The sequence below is a fragment of the Rhizobium sp. BK376 genome (assembly GCF_004341625.1).
Lineage (GTDB): Bacteria > Pseudomonadota > Alphaproteobacteria > Rhizobiales > Rhizobiaceae > Rhizobium.
Map to the genome: position 1 here is coordinate 236064 of NZ_SLZG01000007.1, position 26232 is coordinate 262295.

Sequence of the window (26232 nt, forward strand, 5' to 3'; positions counted from 1 at the left end):
AATAGACTACGCTGGCTCGGTCAACGCTATACCATCGCTCGCGCCGGGCGCGGCTTAACCCTGGCAGGTCTCGGTTGGATGGCTGCGCTCAGTTATGTCCGCGGAGCTACCGCAAGAGCGGGTGACGGCCGCACGACAACCTTCACGCTTGAGCCGTGACCGAAGCGGGCAACGTCCGCGCTGGCGACCTGTGCCTGCACCAGGGTATCGTCATGCAGTCTCACCTGCACGCGGGCGATAGGGCCGAGGAAGCTTGCTGCGACCACCCGGCCCACGCCCTCTCTATCCGGTACCAGATCGAGACATTCCGGTCTGACAAGCACGATCGCCGCACCCTCGGCAACGGAGCCTTCGAGCACGGGAATTGTGCAGCCAAGCACCATTGCCATACCATCACGCACCTCGCAGCGAAGCCGATTGGAAAGACCGACAAATTCGGCGACACGCTGCGAGCAAGGGCGCTCATAAAGCTCGATCGGAGTTGCAATCTGCTCGATCCGTCCGGCATGCATGACCGCGACGCGATCGGCCGCAGCCATAGCCTCCTCCTGGTCGTGGGTCACGAACAAGGTCGTCGTCCGCAAATCCAGTTGAATTCTGCGGATTTCGTCGCGCAGCTGCGAGCGAACCTTGGCATCCAGTGCAGAAAGGGGTTCGTCCAGCAGCAGCACGCTTGGCTGGATAGCGAGCGCACGCGCGAGGGCGACACGCTGCTGTTGTCCGCCGGAAAGCTGGTGCGGATAGCGTTCCGCCCGATCTCCAAGGCCAACGATGTCAAGAAAATGGTTTGCGATCCGCTTCCTCTCAGCGCCGCCAATCCTGCGCATCCGCAGCCCGAACGCCACATTCTCCAGCGCCGTCATATGCGGAAACAGGCTGTAGGCTTGAAAGACCATGCCTATGTCGCGGCCGGTCGTCGCCAGTTGCGTAACATCGGTGCTTCCGATGATAATCTTGCCTTCGTCGACCTTCTCCAGCCCAGCGACTGCACGAAGCGCCGTGGTCTTGCCGCAACCGGAGGGGCCAAGCAGCGCGACCAACTCGCCGGGACGGATATCGAGGCTCAATCCGTCCAACGCGCGAATGCTTCCGTACCGCCGCTGAAGATCCAGGAGCTGGACGGGTACGCCGCCATCGGCCCCATCATTGCCGGGCTGAGCTGGAGACATATTCATCATTATTCCTCTTTCTCGGGAATTTCCCGAGCTTCGGGACGTTGTCCCGCAAACGACAGAATGAACAGCAGCATGAAGGCAAAGCAGAGAGCTGCGAGCGATACGGCTACGGCGACACTCGCATTGCGCTTGCCGATCTCGTTGATGATGACCTGAAGCGTCTCGAAACTGAGAAGCGAAGAGATCGTGAATTCCCCAAGGACAAGGGCGACCGAGATAAGCGCGGCGGCAAGCAGAGCGCCGCGGATATTGGGTACGACGATCCGCCAGATCACGCCGTTCCAGGAACTGCCGAAGACGCGCGCCGCCTCGGACAAGGTCACCAGATCGAGCGTATCGAGCCCGGAGGCGATGGCACGATAATTATAGGGCAGAACCAGGATGACGTAGATGAAGGTGAGCGTTAGCGGGGATTCGCTGACGAACCGACCGACGAGACCATAGACCGGCCCAAGCCCGACGACGAGAACAATGGCCGGCACGGTCAGCGGCAAAAGACAAATGAATTCCAGCACACGGTTGAGGCCGGGCCGTTTCAGCCGCACCAGGATCATCGTTGGCACCAGCAAGGCCAGCGCCAGCAACACTGTTAACGCCGCAAGTTCGAGCTGAAGGATGATGGCGCCCAGGAGATCAGGGTTTGTGCCGATTTCCGCCCAGGCCGCCAATGTGCGCTGGCCGCCCGGACCGCGGGTGGAGAATTCGAACATCGCCAGCATCGGCAGCAGGAGATAGCCCAATACCGAGAAAAGGATTACCAGCCGAAGGGTCGCTTCGCCCCTTCTCGCGCGCGCTCGATCAATGCTCGTCATGCAAGCCACCGGCTAGTTCTGGCCTTGAGCAGCGCGTAAAGAACAGTGGTTGTCACAACGATGATGATCATGCCGAACGCCAGCGCTGCTCCGAGATTTTCCTGGCCCAGCATGACTTCGCTGGTCAGGAAGGTTCCGATACGCAGGGTCACCAGCGGATCGGCCTGTGAAAGCAGGGCCGCGGCCGTGGAGTAAGCGGAAAAAGCATTGGCGAAAAGCAGGAGCGTGGCGCCGGCAAAGGACGGCCAGAGAATGGGCAGCCCGACATGCCGCCAATAAGCGAGACTGCCGCCCCCCAGCGTCTCGCAGGCTTCGCGCCATTGCGGGCGCAGACCCTCGATTGCGGGCAGAAACACGATGACCATCAGGGGTATCTGGAAATAGGTGTAGACCAGCGCTAGGCCCGGGAGCGAATAGAGCCATTGGCCCCAGGCAAAGATATCAACGCTCATCTGCTGCTTCAGGAATAGCGTGATGAAACCGTTGAAGCCGAATGTGGCAAGGAAAGCGAATGCCAGCATGACGCCACCAAACTGCGCCAGCGTGCCGGATGCTGCAAGGATGGCACGGCGCAGGAGGCCGTGGCGTGGGCCGGTTGCGACAGCCCAGGAGAGCATCCCGCCCAGAACAGCGCCGGCAACCGCTGTTATCGCCGACAACATGATCGACAGCGTGAAGACGCGCAGGTTCTGATTGGAAACCGCATCGATCAGATTGTGTAGGGTGAAGGCGCCTTCGGATGTTTGGAAGGCGCCTTTTACGACGACGACAGTCGGCCAGAAGAGGAACAGCGAAACAAAAATGAAAAAAGGCAGAACGCCGAGTTGATCAAGGCCGAAGCTGCGCTGCACCGGCGCCTTCCGTGCCGGTGCAGTTTGCGCGGATGCCGCGCCCCCGCCAGGGAGCGCGAAACGCGTTTGCGGCTTGCCTGCTGTCATTGGACCGCCTGATCCAATGCTCCTTAAGGTAATCCTGCGCCTTCTTGAGCTGATCCTGGGTCAGGACGACAGGCTTTCCTTCAACCTGCGGAAGCTGGCCGACCGCAGTCTTGTCCACGGTGCCTGCTTTGGTCATGGCATCGAGGCGTACCGGACGGGCAAAGCCCTGAAGCCAGATATTCTGGCCTTCGTCGGAATAGAGGAATTCCTCCCAAAGGCGTGCAGCGGCCGGATGCGGCGCATCCTTGTTGATCGCCTGCACATAGTAGGCGCCGACCGGTCCGCCCGGCGGAACCACGACCTTCCAGTCGATCGAGCCCTTTAGCGTCTTCGATTGCGCCAGGTTCAGATATTCCCAGTCGATGACGACAGGAGTCTGCCCGGAGGCAATGGTGGCGGGGGTCGGATCGACGGGAAGCATGTTGCCGGACTGGTGCAGCTTCTTGAAGAAATCGACGCCCGGAGCGATGTCGTCGGCGGAGCCGCCGTTTGCGAGTGCGGCCATCATCACACCATGGAAGCCTGCCGACGCGCGCGTCGGATTGCCGTTAAGCGCGACCTTGCCCTTGAACTCGGGCTTGAGCAGATCCGCGACGCTGGTGATCGCCGGAACCTGCTTGGCGTCATAGCCGATCGAGGCATAGCCGCCGTAATCGGCAAACCACGCGCCATTCGGGTCCTTGAGGTTGTCAGCAATGTCGTCCCATCCGGCGACCTTATAGGGCGCAAAAGTGGGTACGGCCGACAGGGCGACGTTAACACCGAGATCGAAGACGTCAGGCGCCCTGTTCTGTCCCTGCAGGCGTTTTGCGGCGTTGAGCTCGTCCTGGCTGTCCGCGTCCGGCTGGGCGCTGTTGACCTTGATGCCGTATTTGGTCTGGAAGGCCTTGATCATCTCGCCGTAATTCGCCCAGTCCGGCGGCAGCGCGATGACGTTCAGTTCACCTTCCTTCTTGGCGGCGGCGATCAACCCGTCCATGCCGCCGAAGGCGGAGACACTGGTTGCAGCGCTGTCGGCCGATGCGGCCTCAGCGCTCTGTGGTAGGCTGGCGAGGCTGAAAGCCATTGCGACCGCCGCACACAACATGGTTGTGCCGGCGAGACTCCGGCGAAAGAATGCATGATGTTTCATTTTTTCTTCTCCCTCTGTAGTCCTGACACCCGCCTTCTCAGAAGGCGATAGCAAGCTGGTTTTCGCTTTGATTATGTCTTTGGCCGGCATGCGAGGATGGTGAGCATGGCTGACGCCTTGTTCAGATCGCAATTGCTCATCTGCGCCGGATCATCCCCCCATGTCCGAATTCAAGCCGATGGTATGCACGTTCCGACACGACGAATAGGGCCAGTTTCGATGGATTGGCAGGCCATTTTATTTCGACCTAACATTGCCATGAAACCAATCGAAAGGAACCTCCCCGCCCCAGATCAGATCCTGATCGTGACCGATTTCGTGCGACAGTAGCTGGCCATCGCGATCAATCCCTTTTCCCGGCCGATGCCGGATTGCCGGTTGCCACCGAAGGGCGTTTCCACGCCGCCCGCGAAATACTCGTTGACGAAAACCTGGCCGGCGTCGACATCGCGCGCGATGCGATGGGCCTTGGACAGGTCTTTGGTAAAGAGACCCGCCACGAGCGCATAATTGGTGCAGTTGGCGGCCGCGATCGCTTCCTCGGCACTATCGACGACCTGAACCGCCAGCACCGGTCCGAATATCTCTTCCTGAACGATCGGGTCGCTCCATTCCACCGCGTCGAAAATCGTCGGTTCGAAAAACCATCCCTTGCCGGTTGCAGGATCTGCCGTCTCGTTACCGCCGGTCACGACTTCGACCCCGCGTGCCTTGGCTCCCGCGACATAGGATGCGATCTTGTTCAGATGCTCCTTCGAATTGATCGCGCCGAAGTTGACCCCTTCCGTCAGTCCGTGGCCGATCTTCAGCTTTCGGGCTCGCGCCACCAGTCGCTCAATGAATTCAGCATGGATCGAGCGCTCGATGACCAGACGCGAGCCGGCGGAGCAAATCTGGCCGGCATTTTCGAAGATGGCGCCGATGACATTGTCCAGCGCCAGATCGATATCCGCATCGGCCAGCACGATATTGGGAGACTTGCCGCCGAGCTCCAGCGTCACCGAAGCGATATTCTGCGCCGCCGATTTCATGACGTTGATGCCCGTCACGGTCGAGCCAGTAAACGTCACATGGCGGACATCGGGATGGGAGACGAGCGGAGCGCCGGCCGAAATCCCGGTCCCGGTCACTACATTGCAGACGCCCTGCGGCAGACCCGCCTGAACGAGAATTTCTGCCAGCAGCAATGCGGTCAGAGGCGTTTGCTCGGCGGGCTTCACCACGGCGGTGCAGCCGGCTGCGAGCGCCGGCGCGATCGAGCGGGAGGCCGTCGACAGTGGGTAGTTCCAGGGAACGATGTGGGCGGTGACACCGACCGGTTCTTCGATGGAATAGGATGTGTAATCAGGCCCCAGCGGATACGCCTTGCCCTCCTGCTTGTCGGCTGCGCCGGCGTAGTATTCGAAGGCCCGCGCGGAGCCGCGAACGTCGCCGCGCGCCTCATCCAGCGTCTTGCCGCTGTCCAGCACCTCGGCGCGCGCCAGGCGCTCGATATTCTCGCGGATCAGCCCGGCAGCGCGCATCAGGATACGTCCGCGCTCGGCCGGTAGTGACTTTCCCCACACGGTCTCCTGCGCCCGCCGTGCAGAGGCAACGGCATCGGCAACATCTTCGGCCGTTCCCGCTGCAAACCGCGAATGCGGCTCGGCCTTCCCGGGATCGAAGGTCTCCATCAGATTGCCCGCCGCCGGCTTGCGCCATGCGCCGTCGATGAAATGGCCTGATGGCCATTCTTCGGTCGCTATGCCGGAGGATTGAATTGTCATTGTTCAGCCTCGCTCACCTGATAGCTGGATTTTGCAAGCCATTCCGGATCGATCTCGATGCCCCAGCCGGGCGCGTCCGTCACCGTGACCATGCCATCTTCCACCATGTAAGGCGACTTGACGAAAAGCCCATCCTGCCAGGGATAGTAGTCCGCCCCTTCGATGGAGAATTCCAGATATTTGGCGCCGCCATCGATGGCGCGAAGCAGATGCATGGTGAAGAGCGTGACCAGGCCAAGATTGGCGCTGTGCGGCGTCACCGGCAAACCGGCAGCCTTTGCCATGGCGCAGACCCGCAGGGTGCGGCTGATGCCTCCGAGATAGAGGATGTCAGGCTGGACGATGTCGACTGCGCGCATCTCGATCATATGTCGCCAGGTCGCAATCTCGCAATCCTGCTCGCCGCCGGTTACCGCGATGTCGAGAGCGTCGGTGACTTCTTTCGTCTGTTCGAGTTCCCAATAGAGGCAGGGCTCTTCGAAGTGCTCGATGCCGTTATCCTGCAGCATCCGCCCGACTTCGATGGCCCGCTTGGGACTAAAACCGCTGTTGGCGTCCACCAGCAGCGCCACGTCATCACCCAGTGACTTGCGGATCGTCGGAACGATCTCTTCTGTCCGGCCTGGCCACTCGTCGACGTCGTGGCCATATTCCGCAGCGACGCGGAATTTGAAGGCATCGAAACCGAACTGGTCACGCAGGCGCTGAAACCGTTCGGCCTCCTGCTTGGGCGTGATGTCGCGTTTCATAGAGGACGCATAGGCGCGCAGCTTGCCAGGCGAGCCGCCAAGCAGGCTGGCGACGGGAAGGCCGGCGGCCTTTCCGCGCAAGTCCCAGATCGCCGTATCGAGACCGCCAAGCGCCCGCTTCATGTAGGACCCGGGAAATTTGTGCTCCCGCTCGATCGTCCGCTCCGTCAGGGCATCAATATCATCGAACTCGACACCCAGGACATGCGGGGCGACCTGACGATGGAGGACGGTCGAGGTGATATCGGAATTGTAGGTGGATACCTGCCCGATCCCTTCGGCACCATCGTCGGCCGTGATACGAACGAAGCCGACAAAAGGCGTTGAGAATGTTTCTATGCGTTTTATCTTCACGTTCGGTCTCCTCGAAACAGCCCGACTGAAAGCCTCCTGTCCCTCGTACCGAACATCGAGAAAAGCGGTTAGGTCCACTTTCGAAAAACGGCGTAGCCGGTCTAGTGTGGAGATCCGCGATGGGGCACGGGGCTGCGCTTAGAGATCGGACTTCGGGGGATCGGCGTCGCGGATGAGACCGCAATTCGACCTGAAACGGCGATAGCTTCCGTCCTCGAAGTGATTTGTGAAATGAAGCAAGGTGGAAGACGCCGGACATGGTGAAGAGATCATCGGGTGAACTGCTATTCTCCATCGCCGTTGATCGCTCGGTCGATAAGTCCATCACCACGCAGGTCTATGGCGCAATGCATCAGATGATCCTGTCGGGCGATCTGGCGGCCGGCAAACGGTTGCCCTCGACGCGCATCCTTGCAAAGGAACTGGGCATTTCGCGAACAACGGCCATGGCGGTCTTCGAGCGCCTGACGTCAGAAGGCCTTATCGAGTCCCGAACGGGTTCGGGTTCATATATTTCGAGCACGGCGGGTGCAGCCCGACCCAGACAGCCACTTCTGGTCGATGCGCCGGGCCTGCCGATGTCAGCAACGTTGGCGGATATTATCTCGGATGCCTCGCCGCGCTTTCTCCAGCGGTTGTCGCATCCGCAGACGCCACGGCCTTTCGCAACGGGACTGCCGGATTTCAAGGCTTTTCCGCTCGCCACGTGGGCGCGCCTGACGGCAAAACATTGGCGCGAGCCCCGCGACCAGATTATGGGATATTCCGATCCGGAAGGCGATCCTCACCTGAGAGCGGTGCTCGCAGAACATCTTCGTTCGAACCGAGGCATATCCTGTGACCCCGAGCAGATATTCATCGTCAACGGGGCCCAACAGGCATTCGACCTGATCGGGCGCATGCTTCTGAACCCCGGCGATTTCGTCTGGTTCGAGAACCCCGGTGCGATCGGCGCCCGCAACAGTCTGATCGCCTGCGGCGCACGCATGGTTCCGGTTCCGGTCGACGCCGAAGGCCTGTCCGTCGCCGAGGGATTGCGCCTTGCGCCAAATTTCCGATTGGCCTTCGTGACCCCATCGCATCAACATCCGATGGGCGTGGAAATGAGCCTGGAGCGCAGGGCCGAACTTCTGGCGGCGGCGATCAGGCACCAGGCTTGGATCATCGAAGACGATTATGACGGAGAGTTCAGGTACGATAACAGGCCCCTGCCAACCCTGAAAAGTGGAGACGCAGGAGAGCGAGTGATTTATGTCGGAACGTTCTCCAAGACGATGTTCCCGTCTCTCAGGCTCGGATTCTATATCGTCCCAAAACCATTGGCTTCTGTGTTCAAGCGAATTTCCGGTGCATTTCTTCAGGGCGTGCCATCAAGTATTCAAGCGGTCATGGCCGCCTTTATCGAGGAGGGACACTTCGCGACCCATCTTCGGCGCATGCGCGAAATCTATGCCGAACGCCACGCCGCATTCCATGATGCCGCACAGCGCCATCTCGGAGGGCTTTTGGACGTGAAACGATCCGTCGCCGGATTTCATGTCGTGGGAAACTTCGCCTCGCCCGCGATGGACGAAGACAAGATCACGAGCGACGCCGCAAATGCCGGCCTTGTCGTTTCGCCCATCAGCCGCTTCTGCATCGATCAGGCGAACGTTGAGCGCGGTCTTGTTCTGGGCGTCAGCGCAATCGACACGCGCATGATAGAAGAAGGTGTGCGGACGCTGGCACGCGTGCTGGAGGCCAATCGCGGTTGATCAACAAGCCTGTCCTATCGGCGCTCTACCTACCGAATGTCTTCCAGGATCATTGCGGCGCCTTTTTCCGCCACCATCAATGTCGGCGTATTGGTGTTGCCTGACGTCACATTGGGAAAAACCGACGCATCGATCACGCGCAATCGATCGATCCCGTGAACCCGCAAACGCGCATCCACCACACTCGTCCCGTCGGCCGGTCCCATGCGGCACGTGCAGGACGCGTGGAAAACGCTTCCCGACCGAGCGCGTATATCGGCGATGATGTCCTGCTCGTTCTGAACATCCTTTCCGGGCGTCATTTCGTCGATAATGACGGCCTGCATTGCCGGCTGCTCGGCGATGCGGCGGATAAGCCGCACGCTGGCGAGCATGGACTGTATGTCCTCGGGCGTCGCGAGGTAGTTCGGCTCGATGACCGGGGATGCCTTGATATCGGGCGATCCGATTTCGATCGATCCTCGGCTCGTTGGCCGGCAAGGCTGGATGCCGATGAAGAACCCCGGAAACGGATCCGGCATCGTCAGGCGGCGAACGCCCGGCGTCGGCTTGCTGTAGCTGACGGGCGAGAAATAGAGCTGCGTGTCCACATGCTCCTGATCAGGGCTGGATTTGACGAAGCCGCCCGCCTGATTGACGCTCAGCGACAGCGGCCCGTCGCGGAACAGGACGTATCGCGCGCCGAGCATGACACGGCCTGACCAGGGACGGAGAAGCGAATTGAGCGTGGGTCTGCGCGAGCGATAGAGATAGTCGATGCCCAGATGATCCTGAAGATTTCGACCGACCGCCGGCATGTCCTTGACGACGGGCTTGCCGAATTTCTGGAGAAGCGCACCAGGACCGATGCCCGAATGCTGGAGAAGCGTCGGAGACTGGACCGCTCCTGCCGCCAGGATGACCTCGCGGTCGGCGAGAACCTGTCGTCTCTCATTCCCCTCCTCGAACTCGACTCCGATTGCGGTCTGTCCATCGAAGAGGATGCGTGTGACGAGAGCCTTGGTGATGACCTTCAAATTGGGCCGGCGGGACGCCGGATGGAGGAAGGCCGTGGCCGACGACACGCGAAAGCCGTTCCTGGCGCTGATCTGATAGACCGAGATGCCTTCCTGTTTTTCGCCGTTATAATCCACGGTGCGCTCGAAACCTGCCTGTTCGGCTGCCCGGAGCCAGTCACCACAGAGTGGATGCACGGCAGGCGCCATATCGGTGACGAAGACCTCGCCCTTGTCTCCCCGCCAGGCGTCCCCGCCCCGTTCGAACGTTTCTATGGATTTGAAGTAGGGAAGAACATCATCCCAGCCCCAGCCGACATTGCCAGCCGCGCGCCAATCCTCGAAATCGTTGCGCTGGCCGCGCACATATACCATCGCGTTGATGGATGACGAGCCTCCCAACACCTTGCCCCTAGGCCAATAGCTCGTGCGTCCGGCCAACGCGTCCTGCGGCCCGGTTTCGAAACGCCAATTCACCGCTGGATTATAAAAACTATGTCCGTATCCGATCGGCATGCGGATCATGAACCGACGATCGCTACCGCCGGCCTCGAGCAGCAGCACACGAAACCGTCCCGATTCCGTCAGGCGATTTGCAAGCAGACAACCGGCTGACCCTGCGCCAATGATGATGAAATCAAAATCTGCCAATTCCGTCCCCTATGCTCTCACTCCTCGATTTAGCATGTGACGAAATGGTGGGGGTGAGCCATTTCCGGAACGTTATAAAGCCAATCCCGTGGCGACTTCCGCCACGGTGACTCCTTCAGGAAGTCGCAACCTCCGCAGCGCCCGGCGGGACTTCGAAATGATCAGGCCGGCTACGTGCCCATTGGAACGTGCCGTTAAGTCAAGCGTTCCTTCGCCAGAAGGATACGAAGATGCCAATTGCAAAACTTTACCATTTGAACCGCAAAGCCGTCTGGATGCTGATCCTTGTCATCGGGGCGACGACCGCCGGTGTCGCCTCGTGGTACATCCATCTCAAGCCCCGCAAAGCTGACGATGCACCCTCCGGAATCTTGGCCACGGCACCCGCTGCGGCTCCAAGACGCCTCAATGCCGACGGCGCGCCGATGTCTGATTGAGTGGCGAAATCTTCGATTTGTTTGGTTTAGAGCGACGGTGAGGCTAAGGCCTCATTCGCCCTCTATCTTCGCTGAATCCTCAATCGGTGCGCGCCCAGAGTTCTTTCACCCGCTCCATCAGCAGCAGTGCTTCTTGCCACCGGTCGGTGATATCCTCTCCGTTGCGACCGGTGATGGCGTAGGGCTTTGGACCAAGCTCACAGGTAAAGGCAAGAATATCATCAGGCCCTGCCCGGCGTCGCCAGCTGCGAAAACCGTACTCCCACCATTCCATGAAAAGATCGAGCCATGGCCGATGATGTGGAAAGGAGATTTCTATCTGCACCTGTTCTCGCGAAGCGACGCGGCCATGGAAGGACCACGAACTGTCAAGGATGCGATGGATCATGTCATGGTTTTCCGCCGACACGGGCCAGGCGAATTCACGGCCGACAAGAAAATGCGATAGATCGCCGAGTAGCCGTAGGTTGGGAAGCTGATCCAGGAGGTCCAGCGTGAAGAAGAGATCGGTGGTCATCCGATCGCGATGGGTCTCGATATAGACCGGGATCCTCGCCTCCTCACTCAGCCGCTGCCAGCCTTCAAGCAAGGGAAGACAGTCTTCGATGCGGCGAAGCCGGACATCCGGCTGCAGACAGATATGAGCAACACTAAATTCGGCGGCATTCTCGAGCACTGGCTTCAGGTCGTCTACACTCCTAGGGAAACATTGACCTTCAGCCTTCAGACCGTGGGGCTTCAGAAGCGAATGCAGGCGGCTGACATAGCCGCGGTCGTACCAATGGGCGCTGACGCCACCGAAGCCAGCTTCTGCGATCTGCTCAATACTTTCCTCGAGCGAGAGTTCCGGCTGGATGGCGCTGCGGCGTTCCATGGCCCAGAGCGACTGGAAGACATTCAGGGACTGCATCGACGCCTCCTCAGTGGTCGTGTGATACTAGACATCATAAAGCTGTTCCGGTGGCGAGACGCTGCTTTGATTTCTTTTGATCAATTTGGCGGCGCCTAGACGTTCTCGGCAGTGATCGTAAGGAAGCGTATGGGATCGGCGACGACCTCCGTGCGGATGACGCCGAGCTTATGAAGGATGATATCAACGGAACGGCGCGCCTGCACTTCCGGGGTCTGATCGATGCAGATGTTCATCAGTCCTGACTGGAGATACCGCCTCTTCTTCTCCGTCAGCTCGTGACCGACCCAGAATATCGCGCGTCGCTTCGCCCATTGCTGCAGGACGACCGCGACCCCTTCGTCGCCTCCACCCGCCGAATAGACCCCGATAATATCCTGGTCACGATGAAGCGCCTCCCCGAGCGTCTCGGCAATCCGCAGCTCGTCGTCCTGCCCCAGGATCGTATGCGAGAAGTGGTGTTTCGACGATTGGCCGGCCGCCAGGAAGTCCGAAAAGCCCCTTGTCCGGTCACGATGGCCATTGTAGGTGCCGCTATGGCAGATGGAAACGAATGACCCCGCGCGCGTGGAAAGCATACCGGCCATGTAATAGGCGGCCGTCCGCCCGGCAGCATAGTTGTCGATGCCGACATATGGGAGACCGCCATCGTCGCAGCGTGTCACGATCTGGACGACCGCGACGCCTGATTCCTGCACCTCGCGAAGGGCACGGGTCACCAGCGGATCGTCTTGCGCGCATATTATGAGCGCCGAACGACGAAGGGTCGAGTTCGCTATGTGCCGCGCCATCGCCACCGGGTCGTTCTCCCTAACGAAGGTTCTGTGGAGGATGATCGACCGATCCAACGAAGCTGACATTCTTTCAAATGCGTGATTGAGGCTGGCGAAGAAACTCGAATCCGGCCGCACCAGAATGACTTCGATGCGCAGCGCGCTACGATGCATCTCGCTATCGCGAATGCCGTAGTTGAGCTTCCTGACGGCTCTGGCGACCCTTTGAGCCGTCTTCTCCGTGACGCCTCCTCGCCCATTGATGACACGCTCGACGGTCGCAGTTCCAACGCCCGCCTCCCTGGCGACGTCCTTCAGTGTGGCCTTCTTCAAAGCGCGCCTCCGCCGCATGATCAGCTTCATCAAATCGCAGCCGGGACGATCATCCGGCCAGCATGCCAACCGGGCGGCCGGGCCAAAGAAATCGTCACATCTCCTTGTAGATCGGTCGGGGGCGTTTCAGAAGAGGGAGAGAGGCGTTCTGGGAGACGCCTCTCTCGCATCGGCCAGTTCCCGAGGAGGGTAGAGACACGGCCGAAGTTGCGTCCGGGCCGCCTTCAGGCCGCCCGCAAACTCTTTAGAAGGACCTTCAGATTGACCGCCGGATCGGCCAGCTGCGACGGATCGGGGGATGCGCCGTTCGCGACAAGCATCTCGGCTAGCTTGATATCCTTGGCGCAGGCATTTCCGACCCCAAGACCCGCGGCCGCGACCAGGCGTCCATCGTCAAGGTAGAATTCCAGATCGCCGCCCTCGATCGTCCGCGAAACCTGCGCGTGCCCGGCTGATGGCAGACCGACGACCTGAAGGCTCAGATCATACTGGTTCGACCAGAACCAAGGCATCCCGTTGAAGGGTTCGTTTGCGCCTGCCATGTTCCGACCCGCTGTCTCACCTTGCAGGCGGGCGTTTCGCCAACTCTCGAACCGCATGTGTCCGCCGCCGATCTGAGACACGGCCGAGCAGTCTCCGGCGGCGAAAACGTCGGGCGCGCTCGTCCGCAGAAACATATCGGTCAGGATGCCGTTCCCGGTCGATATTCCCGCCTGCTGCGCCAGTTCCGTGTCGGGAACGACGCCGATCGCACCGACAACTAGGTCGGCGGGCACTGCGGTTCCGTCGGTAAGGATTGCCCCACCTTTCTGAATTTCGGACACGCCCTGCCCCAGATGGAACGCCACGCCTTCCTTCACGTGGTGGAGATGCAGCCTTTCCGCAAAGCGTGGAGGAACAGCCCTGCCGAGCGGCTTCGAGGCGGCCTCGATGATGCTGACTTTGATCCCGCGTCCGCGGAGCACGGCGGCGAGTTCCATGCCTATCAGCCCACCCCCAATGATCGCAGCAGATTTAGCGCCCTGCGCGCGGCTGAACATGACGTCGGCGTCCGCATAGGTCCTGAAGTCGAGCGCATGCTGGGCGCCGACGCAGTTGAGATGCCTCGGGCTTGCACCCGTCGCAATCAAAAGCTTGTCATATTGAAGCACTGCGTCATCGGTCAGCCTGACAGAATGCGAGGCGACATCGATTGCGGAAGCGGAGACGCCTGGAAGATAGCGGATTTCCGTCGCTTCGAGGGCTCCGGCAACGCAGATCTGCTTCATCTGCACCATGCCGTCCGCGAGCTTCGATAGCGGAGGCCGTTCGTAGGGGAGATGCGGCTCCTTGCCGATCAGGGTTATTGGTCCAACATATCCCGCTTCCCGCGCCATGAAGGCCGCCCGTGTCCCGCATTCGCCGGCGCCAATGATAACGATGCCGTCCATGGTTCCTCCGTCGGTGGACGGACTGGCGTGCGACTGCGCGCCAGTCGCGATGGCTCAGTTCTTGTGGGCGTATTCGTTCATGTTCTTCGGCGTGACAAGCTCGAACGGAACCATGACTTCCTTCTCAACCGGTTTTCCGCGCGCAAAGGCGACAGCCGCGTCGATGGCGCTCGCAGACTGTCCCTTCGCATTCTGGAAGACGGTCGCAGCCAGGTCGCCGGCTGCCATGGCCGCAAGGCCGTCCTGCGTCGCATCGATGCCGATGACGACCTCGTCCTTCATCGACATGCCTGACGCCTTGAGCGCCTGCACCGCGCCGAGCGCCATCTCATCATTGTTTGCAAAGACGACGTCGATCGGCCGCCCGGCAGTGATCCAGTTGGTCGTCATGTCCATTGCGTTTGTGCGCTGCCACAGGGCCGATTGTTCGTCGGCAATGGTCGTGCCCTTGCAGTCACCGGCGGCCAGAGCACCCTTGAAAGAATCGGTGCGGTCGTGCGACGCCTGATGTGCGAGGTCGCCCATCAGAATGTAGACCTGCGCGCTGTTTTCCTTCTTCTTCGCCTTGAGCAGATCGCAAGCTGCCTGGGCTGCCAGCCTGCCCGCATCGGTTTCCTTCGAGCCTATGTAGGCTTCCCGGTCGGGAAGCTTTGCGACGTTGGAAGGCTCCAGGTTGAGATAGACCAGCGGGATCTTCGCCTTGTTCGCGGCCTCCGTTATGGCCGGGGCCGCAGAGGCGTCTGCAAGCGTCAGGATGATGGCGTCGACCTTTGCGGCGATGAAGTTGTTCACTTGGTTTATCTGCTTCGAGATATCCGTCTGTGCGTCCTCCACCTGTACGGTCACGCCGCCCACCTCGGCGGCGCGCGCCTGGATGCCCTGTCGCAGAAGGGTCTGGAAGTTGTTGTCGAAGCTCTGCATCGAAACGCCGATCGTCTCGGCAGATGCCGTGCCAGCCATCAGGGCGGCAAGGGCTGCCGCCACCAAAGTCATTCTCATGTCATCCTCCCATTGGATGCCGGTCCATCCAGAAAAGCATGCCGGAGGCCTTCGTGGCCCAAACGGAATCTCACGGGATTACGCGAGGGCCACGCGAACCTCACCGTCGACAACCTCGGCGGGATAGGTCTTCAGGTTCTCGCAGGCGGGCAGCCGCATCGCCTCGCCCGAACGGTAGTCGAAGGCTCCGGAGTGCTTGGGACACTCCACCTCGAAATCCATCACCAGTCCGTCGGCGAGGTGAACCGCCTCGTGGGTGCAAAGGCCTGCGGTGCAGTAGACGCTGTCGTCCGGTGCGCGGAAGACCGCAAAGGTGCGACCCCCGTGATCGAAGCGGATGACGCCTTCCTGTTCGATGTCCGAAAGCGGGCCGACCAATACCCAGTTGCTCATTTTGCAGCCTCCTGGACGTCGCCCCTCGCCTTGCGGGCCGCAAGCTTCTCCTTGCGCTTGCGGTAGCGTTCCTGCATGCGCGCATCGCCTTCCGCGGAACCGTCGTGCCAGGTGCCGAACCATTTATCGAGCGGGATCAGCGCGTCGCCGTAGTTCACCTCGAAGAATTTGTGATGCAGGTAATGAGCATAGGCGTGGCTGTCGACCAGCTTGTCGTCGCCGACCTCGACCTTGTCGAAGCCGACATGTCCGGGGATCGCTCCGAAGCCTGCATAGTGAAGCTGGTAGAGCATGATAATCGGATTGGACGGCAGGATAAGATGATAGAACGCAGTTCCGAAATAAAGCAGGTGCTCCACCGGATGCATGGAAAGCGAGGACCAGGGCGACGGGTTCACGGAGTTGTGGTGCACCGAGTGGACCCATTTGTAGAGAGGCGGCGTGTGGATCAGCCGGTGGATGCAGAAGAAGTGGAACTCGTGGATGATAGGAACAACCAGCGCAACGCAAGCCAGCGTCCAGGGACGTTCCGCAAAACTCAGCCACGGCGCATAGCCATTGGCATAGGCCCAGAGCATCGCAACCTCGACCGCAGTCCAGACGGTCACGCCGGACAGGAAGGTCCGCAGAATGTTGTCAAGGTTCTGGCTCTCGAACCAGAAGGCCTTGCTCTTCTGCTCCGCCGGAAACTTTCCATTGTATTTAAAGCGGTTCTCCTGCCTTTTCAGCACATAGAGATGGAGCTCCAAGGCGCCGAAGAAGAAGAACACGCAGATCGCGTTGACGACGTAGAGCCACGCAATCCAGCCGACACCCAAGGTCCGCATCGTCTCCATCGGCGGGATGACCCATGCCCAATAGGCGACGGCAGAAGCCGCGAAAATGAGATTCCATGGAAAGAAGTAGTACGGCAACCACGTCAGGATCGCCTTGATGCGGGTTGGGAAAAGGAACAGCGGCGCATACTGGACAGGATCGTTCGGCGCCCAGTCTCCGCGCTTGTTGCGAACTCCATATTCGAGGTCGTCCATTTCATCTCCTCCGGGCCGGACACCATTGCCGGCCAGCTCAACTGGAACTGAAGGAGAGGACTGATTGGCGCGTTTCTGCGACCCGCCCCCAAGGGACGGCCGGCTCTCCTCCTTGGAGAGAAATTACCATTGCGGAGGTTGCAAACCGAAAGGTAACTTGATCAAAAATGATCAATCGAGAATGGGCCTGGAGCCCCTGAACAGAAGACCCGGACACGGTTCGTTGGGGCCGACAAGCGATCGCGTCCCGATCGGATCGCTTTGGACGCCTCGCAATGTGCGTGCCCCGAAGAGGCACGCCCCGTTTCAGCCTGCCGTCAGCGGAAACCGCCGCTGGCAACCAGTCGCTCGCCCGTCAGCCAGCGCGCATCGTCGGAAGCGAGGAAAACCGCGATCGCGGCGATATCGTCCGGTTGGCCGACACGACCGAGCGGCGTTTGGGCCACTGCATTGCGCTCAAAATCCGAACCGATGAACCCGGCGGTGTGAGTACCCTCCGTCTCGACAATACCCGGAAGGATGCCATTGACCCGGATTTTGCGCGGACCCAATTCATGGGCAAGCACGCTGGTGATGGCGTCCACCGCTCCCTTGGTCCCAGTGTAGACGGAGGAGGCCGGCGGCGCCAGGCTGGTCACCACGGACGAGATATTGATCACGCTACCGCCCTCACCAATGTGCTTGACCGCCGCCTGGGTCGTCAGCAGCAAGCCCAGCACGTTCACATCGAACATGCGGTGGTAGTGCTTCTCGGTAATTTCCTCGATCGCCCCGAATTCGTAGACGCCGGAATTGTTGACCAGAATGTCGAGATGGCCGAATTCCCTGACCGCAGCGTCTATCAGTCCCTTTGCCTGCTCGGCCTTGGAGACATCGCCCTGGACCGCGATCGCCTTGCCGCCGGCCTCGCTGATTGCCTGCACGACGGCATCCGCGCCCGCCTTGCTCGAAGCGTAATTCACGACGACCTGCGCGCCTTCAGCGGCCAGCGCCTTGGCGATGGCGGCACCGATCCCCTTGGAGGCTCCCGTCACAACGGCGACTTTTCCAGCGAGCTTCGACATGTTCGTTCCTTTCGACCAGGATTGCCGCCGGAATTGACGGCTTGTTCCATAGTTCAGAAATTCAGAACTGTTGATACCAATGTCAAGTGCCCCTATATAAAAATTCATGAGACCGCTCTTTCACCCAGCAATCGAGGACGTTCGGCCCGAAGCGATCCTGTATGCCCTCTCCGATCCGGAGCGGGTCGCCATCTATGCGCAAATTGCGGGCATCGGCTCTGGGGGCACCTGCACTGCCTTTTCCAATTTGGGCGCACGCGTCATCCCCAAATCGTCGCTATCGCAACATATCAAAGTGCTGCGTGAGGCAGGCCTCATCCGGTGTGAGCGCCATGGCGTGGAGATGCGCAATCATTCGCGCTGCATGGAGGTGGACGACCGCTTTCCCGGTCTCCTTGCGGCGATTCTGAGCGCTTACGGACCGCCTCCCGGAGAGGCGAAAGCAGGTTGAAGCGGGTTGTTAGGCCCGCAAGCTACAGCGGGAACGCTTCCGGTTTGAGCGGATGGGACGAATTCGGAAGCGACGGCCTGTTGCGGTAGCTTTTCGGTAGCGCAGCAATCCCGGTTGTGGTTCGGCTCGAGTGAACATCCACCACATGCACTGTAGGATCGACGAGGCAGGCTAGTTGTCAGCGAAGTCGCGGGTCGGAACTCCCAGGATCGAGACCGACGGCATGGTGATCGAATTCGTCGAACTCGTTGAGAGCAATGCGCACCTCGACCGCCAGGATGATAAGCGCCGCCGCGAGGAGAGAAAGCGCGACCAGAAACAGGAAGCCGGCACCAAGCACGTGCTGCCGCCCGAAAAATGCGCTGATGAACGAGAAGATGACCAGAAGCGTGGCCACGACACCGCTGATGACCGCGTAGAATATGGCCCTGTTGACGAGCCGCGCCCGTCGCCTGAGCCTCGGCAGATCTGCCCTTAGATGGCTCATTGCGTGCTCGTTTTCGGGGAGCGTGTTCAGGTCGCGTATGCGGTCCAGAATCCCGTTCAGGCGCGATGACAACAGCGAAACGAAGCCTGCTACTGCCCCCAGAAGAAAGGAGGGGGCAATAGAATGCGAGATGACCTGAGAGACCTGATCGGGCGACGGGGCGTTGAGCAGATCGGATAGCACGGGGTTCATTGGAGGCCGGCCTAAATGTGGTGGATGGGATTGTCGTCCAGGTCGACCGCCTGTCCGTCCTTCAGCGCCGCAATTGCGTCCTTTGGAAGCAAGCCGTCCTTGAAAGGCGGGTCCGCCGGCGCCTCGCAACGCGCCTGTCGCAACGTGTCGGATTTTGTCGCTTCCTGCGCAACCGAGGGATTCGCCAACAAGAGTGCAAAAGCGAATATTGCCAACTGCCATCTCATTACACCCACCCCGCTACGCCACTCCTGACTGAAGGCTGCACGAGCTTCCGGATAGCGATGGTACAGGCGATGCGTCCCAAGGGAAGTACGTTACAGTAAATCCGGTTGCGGTCATCTGCGGAACTGGTTGTCTTGAGCCGACGGCGGCCGGCAGACAGAAATCTGAATAGTGCAAAGGGCCACCCGGTCCAGAACGGGCGGCCGCTGTCCGCGCTTGCAGAACTGCGTCCTAGCGCCGGCCGCGACTGACCTCAGTTGGACCTCAGGCGGCTCGAAACCGTGGATTATGGCGACCCCTGCAGGGCTCGAACCTGCGACCTAGTGCTTAGAAGGCACTTGCTCTATCCAGCTGAGCTAAGGGGCCCAAACACCGCCGTGCTGAACCGGCAGTGAAAAAGGCAATAAGCGATAAACGCTCAGTGCGTCCAGGGCTGCGTGCGGTTGAAGCGGAAATTGTCGGTGTAGGAAAGAACCTGCCTGATCGATTCCTTCGGAGCGATCACGCGGTATTCGATACCGTTGCGCTTGGCGTATTCTTCCGCCTGCTCCTGGCTCTCGAAGGTCAGCTTCAACTGCTGACGCATATCGCCGGAAGAGGTGTAACCCATGATCGGGTCGATCTTGCGCGGCATTTCCTGATCGAATTCAAGAACCCACACGTTCGTTTTCGCCTTGCCCGACTGCATGGCCGTTTTCGCGGGACGGTAAATCTTGGCAGACATCTCTGCAGCGCCTCCTGATGACGCGGGAATTTCCCGCCTTGCCTCTATCGTCTCGCACCGAAAGGGCGAAAACCAATCCATTTCATTCCGATGCGGGGGCTGCTGACCGGAAGATCGAGCCACGGACCCCATGGGAATACCGATTTTGCTTAGCCGCGAATCCCTCTGCGTTCAAGCAAAAATGGCAATCGGAACAATGATAACCAGCCGGTCGACTAACTAACAAACATGGTTAATTTTTTAACACTTTCTCATGTATGATGGAACGCAGTCGAGGCCAAGACGTTAAAGCGGCGATCTGGAGGGATACGAATAATGATCTTCAAAATTTTTTCGACCAAGCGGGACGAACCGATCGAAACTGACGATACCGGCACCTACGCCGACGGGATGTTTCAAGAGTATAAGACGGGCCTGCGCACCAACAACAATGACCGGTCGTCCCACGAACGCGACTATGGTGCAGACCGGAAGATCGTGACCGCACCCGTCGGATTCGTTTGAAGGCAGTTCAATCGCAGCGTGCCGGTGGAAGAGCAATTTTAGCTGTTGCAGCAGAGGTATGAACCGTGTATCTCCGCTGCATTATCGGTACGGAGTGTAGCGCAGTCTGGTAGCGCATCTGGTTTGGGACCAGAGGGTCGGGAGTTCGAATCTCTCCACTCCGACCAATAAATCCCCTTAAATCGTTGTTTTTGTGTAAGAAGTAGGCCTACTTCTTCAGCCCCTTGGCAATCGTCGGGCTTGAGACGCGGTCGCCGACGGCGAGGCCCAGTTTCTTAACGATTCCGCCGTTCAGCTCGATCACGTATTTCACAGGCTGCCCGGAATCGATGATGTCTTCCGAATAGGGCACCGCATTTTCCTGGATATGGGTAACGGTGCCCTTTTCATCCAGAAACAGCATGTCCAGCGGCAGCTGGGTGTTTTCCATCCACATCATCACCTGACGCGATGTGCCGAAATCGAACAGCATGCCGTGATCTGCCGGCATGGATTTGCGGAACATCAATCCGTATTCACGCTGCGGGTCGGTGAGCGCAAGTTCGACCGTGAACTTCCGCGCTTCGCCCTTGGCTGGGGTGATTGTCAGCGTTTCGCTTGCAAACTGAATATTCTGCTGCTGGGTGACCGCGGCATGCGCGTCGAAAGCAGGCATGGAGCCCAACAAAAAAAGCGCCATCGAGGCGCTTTTGAGGATAGCGAGGTGAGACGCCTTCATGATGCCGATCCGCTCAGTGAGCCCGGGTGATCGGGCTTGGGGAGTCGGGATGGATTTCCGCTGCCATCAGCCCCTTTTCGCCCGGTCCGAAACGCACCAGAACCACCTGTCCCGGCCGCAGTTCCGTGAGGCCGAAACGGCGCAGGGTTTCCATGTGGACGAAGATGTCCTCCGTCCCCTCGCCCCGGGTCAGGAAACCAAATCCCTTGGTGCGGTTGAACCACTTTACCAGCGCTCGCTCCAGACCACTCGTGGGGGTAACCTGAACATGCGTGCGCACCGGCGGCAGCTGCGACGGGTGAACCGCCGTAGACTGATCCATGGAGAGGATCTTGAAGGCCTGGTATCCGCGCTCGCGCCGCTGGATCAGAGCTACGATTCGTGTACCTTCGAGGATGGTCTGGTAGCCGTCGCGGCGAAGGCAGGTCACGTGCAGGAGGACATCCTGGAGGCCGTTATCGGGGACGATGAAGCCGAAGCCCTTGGCAACGTCAAACCATTTGACAACACCGGTGATTTCAATGAGCTCAACAGCTTCGCCCGACAACTCTTCGTAGTCGGCGATTCCTTTTGCTGAAATTCTATCACCCATGTTATCCAGCCCCTCGATTACGCGTCACACTGTTACGGTTAACTGATTCTTGAAATCAAGATTAACATCTTGGTAACGGAAAAGCGCAAGTCCTAGTTTTCGATTATTCCCAACTGTAGAATTGAAGGCCAAGACTTGCCTGAAGCTGACGCTACATCGGCTGGTCGCTCAAAGACAACATTAGAGAGGAAATATAATGCGTTATCTCCATACCATGGTCCGCGTCAAAGACCTCGATGCCTCGCTGCACTTCTACACGACCCTTTTCGGCCTGACCGAAGTCCGCCGCTATGAAAACGAGAAGGGCCGTTTCACGCTTGTCTTCCTTGCCGCCAGCGACGACATCGAAGCAGCACGAGCCAATTCCACCCCCTGTCTTGAGCTCACCTACAATTGGGACACCGAGGACTATACCGGGGGACGGAACTTTGGTCACCTCGCCTATGAGGTGGATGACATATACGCCATTTGTCAGAAATTGATGGATAATGGCGTCATCATCAACCGCCCGCCTCGTGACGGACACATGGCCTTCGTCCGCTCGCCTGATGGCATCTCGATCGAAATTCTGCAGAAGGGCGCCAACCTTCCCGCAGCCGAACCGTGGGCTTCCATGCCCAACACCGGCGCCTGGTAGGCCCGGGCTTTCGCGAGGCTTGCGGCATTTGCGAATGTTGCCCCATGAGGCTTCTTCGTGCTTGCCGCTTCCATTCCCCGCCAGCATGCTTGGTGCGACTCGAAGCATCAAGCATCGGATTTGCCGCGGTTCCGTCTCTCGTTCCCGCGACGCAATGATTCGCACCCATGAAGGGGCGGCCCCGATGTTTGTCCATCAGGAACGGGGTACGTCCTTTGCAAAGCGACCGGCAAACAAAACCTGGCAGACATTTTCTTGCGACCGGCGCGGCCGTTGCGATCGTAATGTTTGCGCTATCCGGTTGCATGACGACCGGCGGAAAGACGAAAGTGGCGGCAGCAGCGGCCGAAACAAAGCCCGCGCCGACGGCCGCGGAGCAATTGGCCGCTGCGCTGAACGCCAAGGCGGAAGCGAATGCGCACAAGCAGGGCGGCTATCGCGATCCGATGGTGCGGACCGCTTCCGGCCGGCAGGTGCCGTTGCTGGCCTCCCCCGGTGATACTCCGATGCTGATGGCCTCGTCCGCGCCGCCATTGCCCGGATCTGCGGCCGATAGCCCTGCCGGCATCGCAGGCCTGGTCACGCAGCCCACGGCGGTCAATGCAAACAGGACCAGCATCTATTCTTCGGCAATGATGCCGGTCGCTCAGATGCCCGACCAGGCAAGCGGAATACCATCGGGACAGGATGCGACCAGCGCTCTTTCCTCCCAGGGAATCACGCCGGTCATGCGCAGCGTCTACAGCGCTCCTGCCTCGATGGTGCAGCCGGCGCCGGTCCAGCAGCCGGTGCAGCCGCAGGGGATAGACATATTTCCTGAGGAGCAATCCTCGCAGAATGTTGTTCCGCAGGGCAGTCAGCCGCCGATCCACACGGCCGCGGCCTTCACCAAACCGGTTTCTGACGCCACACCGTCCAAGATCATGCCTGCGCGCGGATTGAAGGCGCACACGATCGATAGCAAGGAGGCCCTGATGGTTGCGCATATGACCGCTTCCAAGGCGCAACAGGGTCAAGATCAAGGACAGAACTCCGCTTCCAATCGGATTCAGGTTATCGGCAAACCGATGCCGAAGGGGATCGTCCCTAACGTTTCCATGACACCGGGCATGGCTGCGTCGCTGAAGCAACCGATCGCTTTCCGGCGTGGTGATGCGCCGACCGCAAGTGCCGTTGATCGCGACAAGGTGATGGTTGGCAAGCTGCCGGTGCAGTTCTAGGTACCGTGCAGCGGCCGGGTGAATCTACAGCGCTGGGCCTGAGTTCCAAACCGCTGGCGCTTGGCAGCTCGGCAAAACCCACATTTGCAAAGTGACGTAAGGTTTTGTTTACGCACGGCATTCGCTTTTTTCGCCAGCTTTGATCTTTCTGTCATTTTTTTGAGAAAAAAGCGAAATAGCCGCTTGCGGGAATGAAATCACCCCACTATAAGGGCGCCACAGCACGCGCCCTTCGTCTATCGGTTAGGACGACAGATTTTCATTCTGTAAAGAGGGGTTCGACTCCCCTAGGGCGTGCCACTGTCTTTCCATCACGCAAATTCGTCATGGTCCTTGCGGGCATCCGCATCGATGACTATTTTATGTCAGTGCTTGTTCATGACGATGCTTGCGCCCTTCGTCTATCGGTTAGGACGACAGATTCTCATTCTGTAAAGAGGGGTTCGACTCCCCTAGGGCGTACCATAATGTCTCCACCCAGTGGCTTTCCCGGCAGGCGGTAGTTTTCCACAAGTCTCGCAAAAATCTCGCTAATCGGCGAATTTTTTCTCGTTTTTGCGCTTGCAGCATTAGAGGACCCTGACTATAAGGGCGCCACAGCACGCGCCCTTCGTCTATCGGTTAGGACGACAGATTTTCATTCTGTAAAGAGGGGTTCGACTCCCCTAGGGCGTGCCACTTTCTTCAAGCAAATTTCTGCAGCTTTGTGCTCGAAGAGCGTCCGTGCTCTACGAGCTATGGGGCCTTTGCCGCGTCCGTGACGCGCAGCTGGACGCGTCGCGAACCCTGCCAGTGATCGGCTCCGAGCGTGCCGGCGACATGAAGCTGTGCGCCACGGGAGTTGAGTAGCAGATCGCCGAGCGGCGTCTCGGCAGAACGGAATGCTATGCCTTCCAGCCGGCCGCCATCCTGCGCCTCCAGCGTGATCTTGATGTGAGACTGGCCGACCAAGCGCGAATCACGCAGACGATGGGCGGGAATGGCAAATATTGGCTGCGGATGACCGGAACCATAGGGACCAGCCGTTTCCAGCTGATCGACCAACTCGACTGTCGCACCGCTCGCACCGAGAGCGCCGTCGATCTTCAGGGTTTCGTTTGCCACAAGACCGGATACCTGCTTTTCGGCCTTCTCCGTGAAAAACGCGCGCAGCTTGCCGAGATTTGCACGCTCGACCGTCAAGCCGGCTGCCATCGCATGCCCGCCGCCTTTGACAAGTAGCCCGGCATCGACTGCAGCGCGCACCATGCGACCCATGTCAAAGCCATTGATCGAGCGGCCGGAGCCCGTTCCCTTCCCCGAGGGATCGAAAGCGATGGCGAAGGCCGGACGCCGAAACTTGTCTTTCAGCCTCGAGGCGATAAGGCCGACTATTCCGGGGTGCCAGTTGTCCCTTGCCGTGATGATGACAGCGGCGCCGTCGCCATTGCCATATTCCGCCAGCGCTTCCGCGTCGGCTTCTTGCAACATGGCGGCTTCCATGGCCTGTCGCTCGCGGTTCAGGTCGTCCAGTCGCTCGGCGATCGCTTCCGCCTCGCCATTGTCTTCAAGCGTCAGAAGTCGGCTTCCCAGCGCTGCATCGCCAATACGACCGCCGGCGTTGATGCGCGGGCCAATCATGAAGCCGAAATGATAGGGCGTAACGGGGCCGCCGAGCCCCGCCTTGCGAAACAGTGCAGACAGGCCGGCATTGCCCTGGTGCCGCGCGGCAATCAGGCCCTTGACCACATAGGCGCGGTTCAGCCCTTTGAGTGGAACGACGTCACAGACTGTCGCGAGTGCGACGATATCGAGCCATGCCAGCAGATCGATGGAGCGGACACGCGGATCGCCCGCTTCGCGAAGCATGCGCAGCGCCGCCACGAGCACCAGAAAGACGACGCCCGCAGCGCAGAGGTGCCCCTGCCCGGACAGATCGTCTTCGCGGTTGGGGTTGACCAGCGCATGGCATGGCGGCAGCTCGTGACCAACCTGATGGTGGTCGATGACGACGATATCGACGCCCCTCGCCTTCGCCGCTTCCAGCGCCTCGAAACTGGTGGTGCCGCAATCGACGGTTACGATCAGATGGGCGCCATTGTCGATAAGCTGGTTGATGGCGACGGGATTGGGTCCATAGCCTTCAAAGATGCGATCCGGAATGTAGATGTTTGCAGCCACACCAAAATGGCGCAGGAAACGATAGACGAGCGCGGAAGACGCGGCGCCGTCCACATCGTAGTCGCCAAAGATGGCCACTCTCTCGCCCCTCTTTATTGCCTCAAGCAGGCGAAGGGCTGCCTTTTCGCAATCGGTCATGCTGTGGGGATCAGGCATCAGATTGCGGATCGTCGGATCGAGAAAAGCCATGGCTTCTTCGGCAGCGACACCTCGTCCGGCCAGTACGCGGGCGATCAAATCCGGCAAACCAAAGGTCTGGGCGATTGCCAGGGCTCTATTTTGCCCTGCCTGATCGAGACGCGATATCCAGCGGTTCCCCGAAACGGAACGCTCCACGCCCAAAAAAGCCCTCTGAACAGGATCTACCGCTTCAACCATTCCAGAATTCCGTTCGCATTGCTTCCTTTTTACAGGAGCGAAGCGAATAGAACAGGGGCGGTTTGCCTATTCAAAGCTTTATCCAAAGACCGACCATATTAGGAAGACGAGGCCGATAGCCCAGGAAACGATGATGGCGGTCAATATGAGCAAGACCGCCCAGTTGCGACCCTCGTGATATTCGTCGTCCACGGAGTCGCCCAGGATCTCCGTGCTCCGTTTTTGCCCATCACAATCGTTTTTCCTGC

Annotated in this window: 26 protein-coding genes and 5 tRNA genes; 10 read left to right on the forward strand and 21 right to left on the reverse strand. The window is 59.6% G+C overall.

Annotated features, from left to right (window positions below; translation table 11 throughout):
• Positions 1 to 92: 92 nt before the first annotated feature.
• The 6 genes from EV561_RS19205 to EV561_RS19230 all read right to left on the reverse strand — a co-directional run bounded on the left by EV561_RS19205 (position 93) and on the right by EV561_RS19230 (position 6926).
• A complete protein-coding gene (locus EV561_RS19205) occupies positions 93 to 1178 on the reverse strand; it encodes an ABC transporter ATP-binding protein (RefSeq protein WP_207910559.1) in 1086 nt (361 codons plus the stop codon).
• A complete protein-coding gene (locus EV561_RS19210; protein WP_132523907.1) occupies positions 1178 to 1987 on the reverse strand; it encodes an ABC transporter permease subunit in 810 nt (269 codons plus the stop codon). The genes EV561_RS19205 and EV561_RS19210 overlap by 1 nt, the downstream gene beginning before the upstream one ends.
• Positions 1984 to 2838 (reverse strand): ABC transporter permease, encoded by an 855-nt coding sequence (locus EV561_RS19215; RefSeq protein WP_165927857.1) that lies wholly within the window; start codon positions 2836 to 2838, stop codon positions 1984 to 1986. The genes EV561_RS19210 and EV561_RS19215 overlap by 4 nt, the downstream gene beginning before the upstream one ends.
• Positions 2816 to 4057 carry an extracellular solute-binding protein gene (locus tag EV561_RS19220; RefSeq protein ID WP_132523909.1) on the reverse strand — a complete coding sequence of 414 codons (1242 nt, stop codon included), beginning with the start codon at positions 4055 to 4057 and terminating at the stop codon, positions 2816 to 2818. Before EV561_RS19220 ends, EV561_RS19215 begins: the two co-directional genes overlap by 23 nt.
• Before the next feature lie 293 nt (positions 4058 to 4350).
• Positions 4351 to 5823 carry an aldehyde dehydrogenase family protein gene (locus tag EV561_RS19225; RefSeq protein ID WP_132523910.1) on the reverse strand — a complete coding sequence of 491 codons (1473 nt, stop codon included), beginning with the start codon at positions 5821 to 5823 and terminating at the stop codon, positions 4351 to 4353.
• Entirely contained in the window at positions 5820 to 6926 is a 1107-nt protein-coding gene (locus EV561_RS19230) for a mandelate racemase/muconate lactonizing enzyme family protein (RefSeq protein WP_132523911.1), read from the reverse strand. Before EV561_RS19230 ends, EV561_RS19225 begins: the two co-directional genes overlap by 4 nt.
• Positions 6927 to 7183: 257 nt before the next feature.
• Between EV561_RS19230 and EV561_RS19235 the strand changes: the two genes are divergently transcribed.
• Positions 7184 to 8680 carry a PLP-dependent aminotransferase family protein gene (locus EV561_RS19235; RefSeq protein WP_132523912.1) on the forward strand — a complete coding sequence of 499 codons (1497 nt, stop codon included), beginning with the start codon at positions 7184 to 7186 and terminating at the stop codon, positions 8678 to 8680.
• A 29-nt stretch (positions 8681 to 8709) separates the two neighbouring features.
• Here EV561_RS19235 and EV561_RS19240 read toward each other — a convergent pair whose 3' ends face one another.
• The gene (locus EV561_RS19240; RefSeq protein WP_132523913.1) at positions 8710 to 10326 is read right to left on the reverse strand and encodes a GMC family oxidoreductase N-terminal domain-containing protein; all 1617 of its coding nucleotides are present in this window, start codon (positions 10324 to 10326) and stop codon (positions 8710 to 8712) included.
• A 230-nt stretch (positions 10327 to 10556) separates the two neighbouring features.
• On the opposite strand from EV561_RS19240, the gene EV561_RS19245 reads away from it, so the two are divergent.
• A complete protein-coding gene (locus EV561_RS19245) occupies positions 10557 to 10763 on the forward strand; it encodes a hypothetical protein (protein ID WP_132523914.1) in 207 nt (68 codons plus the stop codon).
• A 79-nt stretch (positions 10764 to 10842) separates the two neighbouring features.
• Here EV561_RS19245 and EV561_RS19250 read toward each other — a convergent pair whose 3' ends face one another.
• The 7 genes from EV561_RS19250 to EV561_RS19280 form a co-directional block, all read right to left on the reverse strand.
• Positions 10843 to 11673: a sugar phosphate isomerase/epimerase gene (locus tag EV561_RS19250; protein WP_132523915.1), complete on the reverse strand. Its 831-nt coding sequence runs from the start codon at positions 11671 to 11673 to the stop codon at positions 10843 to 10845.
• 95 nt (positions 11674 to 11768) lie between these two features.
• Positions 11769 to 12779 (reverse strand): LacI family DNA-binding transcriptional regulator, encoded by a 1011-nt coding sequence (locus EV561_RS19255; protein WP_132523916.1) that lies wholly within the window; start codon positions 12777 to 12779, stop codon positions 11769 to 11771.
• A gap of 224 nt (positions 12780 to 13003) precedes the next feature.
• Positions 13004 to 14209, reverse strand: coding sequence for an FAD-dependent oxidoreductase (locus EV561_RS19260; RefSeq protein ID WP_132523917.1), 1206 nt, complete (start codon positions 14207 to 14209; stop codon positions 13004 to 13006).
• A 54-nt stretch (positions 14210 to 14263) separates the two neighbouring features.
• The gene (locus tag EV561_RS19265) at positions 14264 to 15208 is read right to left on the reverse strand and encodes a substrate-binding domain-containing protein (protein ID WP_132523918.1); all 945 of its coding nucleotides are present in this window, start codon (positions 15206 to 15208) and stop codon (positions 14264 to 14266) included.
• Positions 15209 to 15286: 78 nt separating this feature from the next.
• Positions 15287 to 15601: a MocE family 2Fe-2S type ferredoxin gene (locus tag EV561_RS19270; protein ID WP_132523919.1), complete on the reverse strand. Its 315-nt coding sequence runs from the start codon at positions 15599 to 15601 to the stop codon at positions 15287 to 15289.
• The gene (locus EV561_RS19275; RefSeq protein ID WP_132523920.1) at positions 15598 to 16632 is read right to left on the reverse strand and encodes a sterol desaturase family protein; all 1035 of its coding nucleotides are present in this window, start codon (positions 16630 to 16632) and stop codon (positions 15598 to 15600) included. The genes EV561_RS19270 and EV561_RS19275 overlap by 4 nt, the downstream gene beginning before the upstream one ends.
• Positions 16633 to 16949: 317 nt before the next feature.
• On the reverse strand, positions 16950 to 17696 hold the full coding sequence (locus EV561_RS19280; protein ID WP_132523921.1) for a glucose 1-dehydrogenase: 747 nt from the start codon (positions 17694 to 17696) through the stop codon (positions 16950 to 16952).
• A 106-nt stretch (positions 17697 to 17802) separates the two neighbouring features.
• On the opposite strand from EV561_RS19280, the gene EV561_RS19285 reads away from it, so the two are divergent.
• The gene (locus EV561_RS19285) at positions 17803 to 18147 is read left to right on the forward strand and encodes a helix-turn-helix domain-containing protein (RefSeq protein WP_132523922.1); all 345 of its coding nucleotides are present in this window, start codon (positions 17803 to 17805) and stop codon (positions 18145 to 18147) included.
• Positions 18148 to 18325: 178 nt separating this feature from the next.
• Here EV561_RS19285 and EV561_RS19290 read toward each other — a convergent pair whose 3' ends face one another.
• The 4 genes from EV561_RS19290 to EV561_RS19305 form a co-directional block, all read right to left on the reverse strand.
• Positions 18326 to 18826 carry a DUF2721 domain-containing protein gene (locus EV561_RS19290; protein ID WP_132523923.1) on the reverse strand — a complete coding sequence of 167 codons (501 nt, stop codon included), beginning with the start codon at positions 18824 to 18826 and terminating at the stop codon, positions 18326 to 18328.
• An 11-nt stretch (positions 18827 to 18837) separates the two neighbouring features.
• The gene (locus tag EV561_RS19295) at positions 18838 to 19041 is read right to left on the reverse strand and encodes a hypothetical protein (RefSeq protein WP_132523924.1); all 204 of its coding nucleotides are present in this window, start codon (positions 19039 to 19041) and stop codon (positions 18838 to 18840) included.
• Between the two features lie 299 nt (positions 19042 to 19340).
• A tRNA-Arg gene (locus tag EV561_RS19300) sits at positions 19341 to 19417 on the reverse strand.
• 52 nt (positions 19418 to 19469) lie between these two features.
• Positions 19470 to 19775, reverse strand: coding sequence for an ETC complex I subunit (locus EV561_RS19305; protein WP_132523925.1), 306 nt, complete (start codon positions 19773 to 19775; stop codon positions 19470 to 19472).
• A 315-nt stretch (positions 19776 to 20090) separates the two neighbouring features.
• Here EV561_RS19305 and EV561_RS19310 point away from each other — a divergent pair, with 315 nt between their 5' ends.
• Together EV561_RS19310 and EV561_RS19315 are read left to right on the forward strand one after the other, a co-directional pair.
• Positions 20091 to 20279, forward strand: coding sequence for a hypothetical protein (locus EV561_RS19310; protein ID WP_132523926.1), 189 nt, complete (start codon positions 20091 to 20093; stop codon positions 20277 to 20279).
• Positions 20280 to 20369: 90 nt separating this feature from the next.
• Positions 20370 to 20446 (forward strand) — tRNA-Pro (locus tag EV561_RS19315).
• Between the two features lie 41 nt (positions 20447 to 20487).
• On the opposite strand, the gene EV561_RS19320 is transcribed toward EV561_RS19315, so the two are convergent.
• Together EV561_RS19320 and EV561_RS19325 are read right to left on the reverse strand one after the other, a co-directional pair.
• Entirely contained in the window at positions 20488 to 20997 is a 510-nt protein-coding gene (locus EV561_RS19320) for a DUF192 domain-containing protein (RefSeq protein WP_132523927.1), read from the reverse strand.
• A gap of 13 nt (positions 20998 to 21010) precedes the next feature.
• Positions 21011 to 21589 carry a cold-shock protein gene (locus EV561_RS19325; protein WP_132523928.1) on the reverse strand — a complete coding sequence of 193 codons (579 nt, stop codon included), beginning with the start codon at positions 21587 to 21589 and terminating at the stop codon, positions 21011 to 21013.
• Positions 21590 to 21785: 196 nt separating this feature from the next.
• Here EV561_RS19325 and gloA point away from each other — a divergent pair, with 196 nt between their 5' ends.
• From gloA to EV561_RS19350, 5 genes are all read left to right on the forward strand, one after another.
• Positions 21786 to 22226, forward strand: coding sequence for a lactoylglutathione lyase (gloA, locus tag EV561_RS19330; RefSeq protein WP_132523929.1), 441 nt, complete (start codon positions 21786 to 21788; stop codon positions 22224 to 22226).
• A gap of 284 nt (positions 22227 to 22510) precedes the next feature.
• Positions 22511 to 23446 (forward strand): hypothetical protein, encoded by a 936-nt coding sequence (locus EV561_RS19335; protein WP_207910560.1) that lies wholly within the window; start codon positions 22511 to 22513, stop codon positions 23444 to 23446.
• Positions 23447 to 23671: 225 nt separating this feature from the next.
• Positions 23672 to 23746: transfer RNA gene (locus tag EV561_RS19340), tRNA-Glu, on the forward strand.
• 90 nt (positions 23747 to 23836) lie between these two features.
• Positions 23837 to 23911: transfer RNA gene (locus EV561_RS19345), tRNA-Glu, on the forward strand.
• A gap of 138 nt (positions 23912 to 24049) precedes the next feature.
• Positions 24050 to 24124, forward strand: a tRNA-Glu gene (locus tag EV561_RS19350).
• A 57-nt stretch (positions 24125 to 24181) separates the two neighbouring features.
• Here EV561_RS19350 and recJ read toward each other — a convergent pair.
• Complete coding sequence (recJ, locus tag EV561_RS19355; protein ID WP_132523930.1) at positions 24182 to 25984, reverse strand: single-stranded-DNA-specific exonuclease RecJ; 1803 nt, start codon at positions 25982 to 25984, stop codon at positions 24182 to 24184.
• Positions 25985 to 26232: the final 248 nt, after the last annotated feature.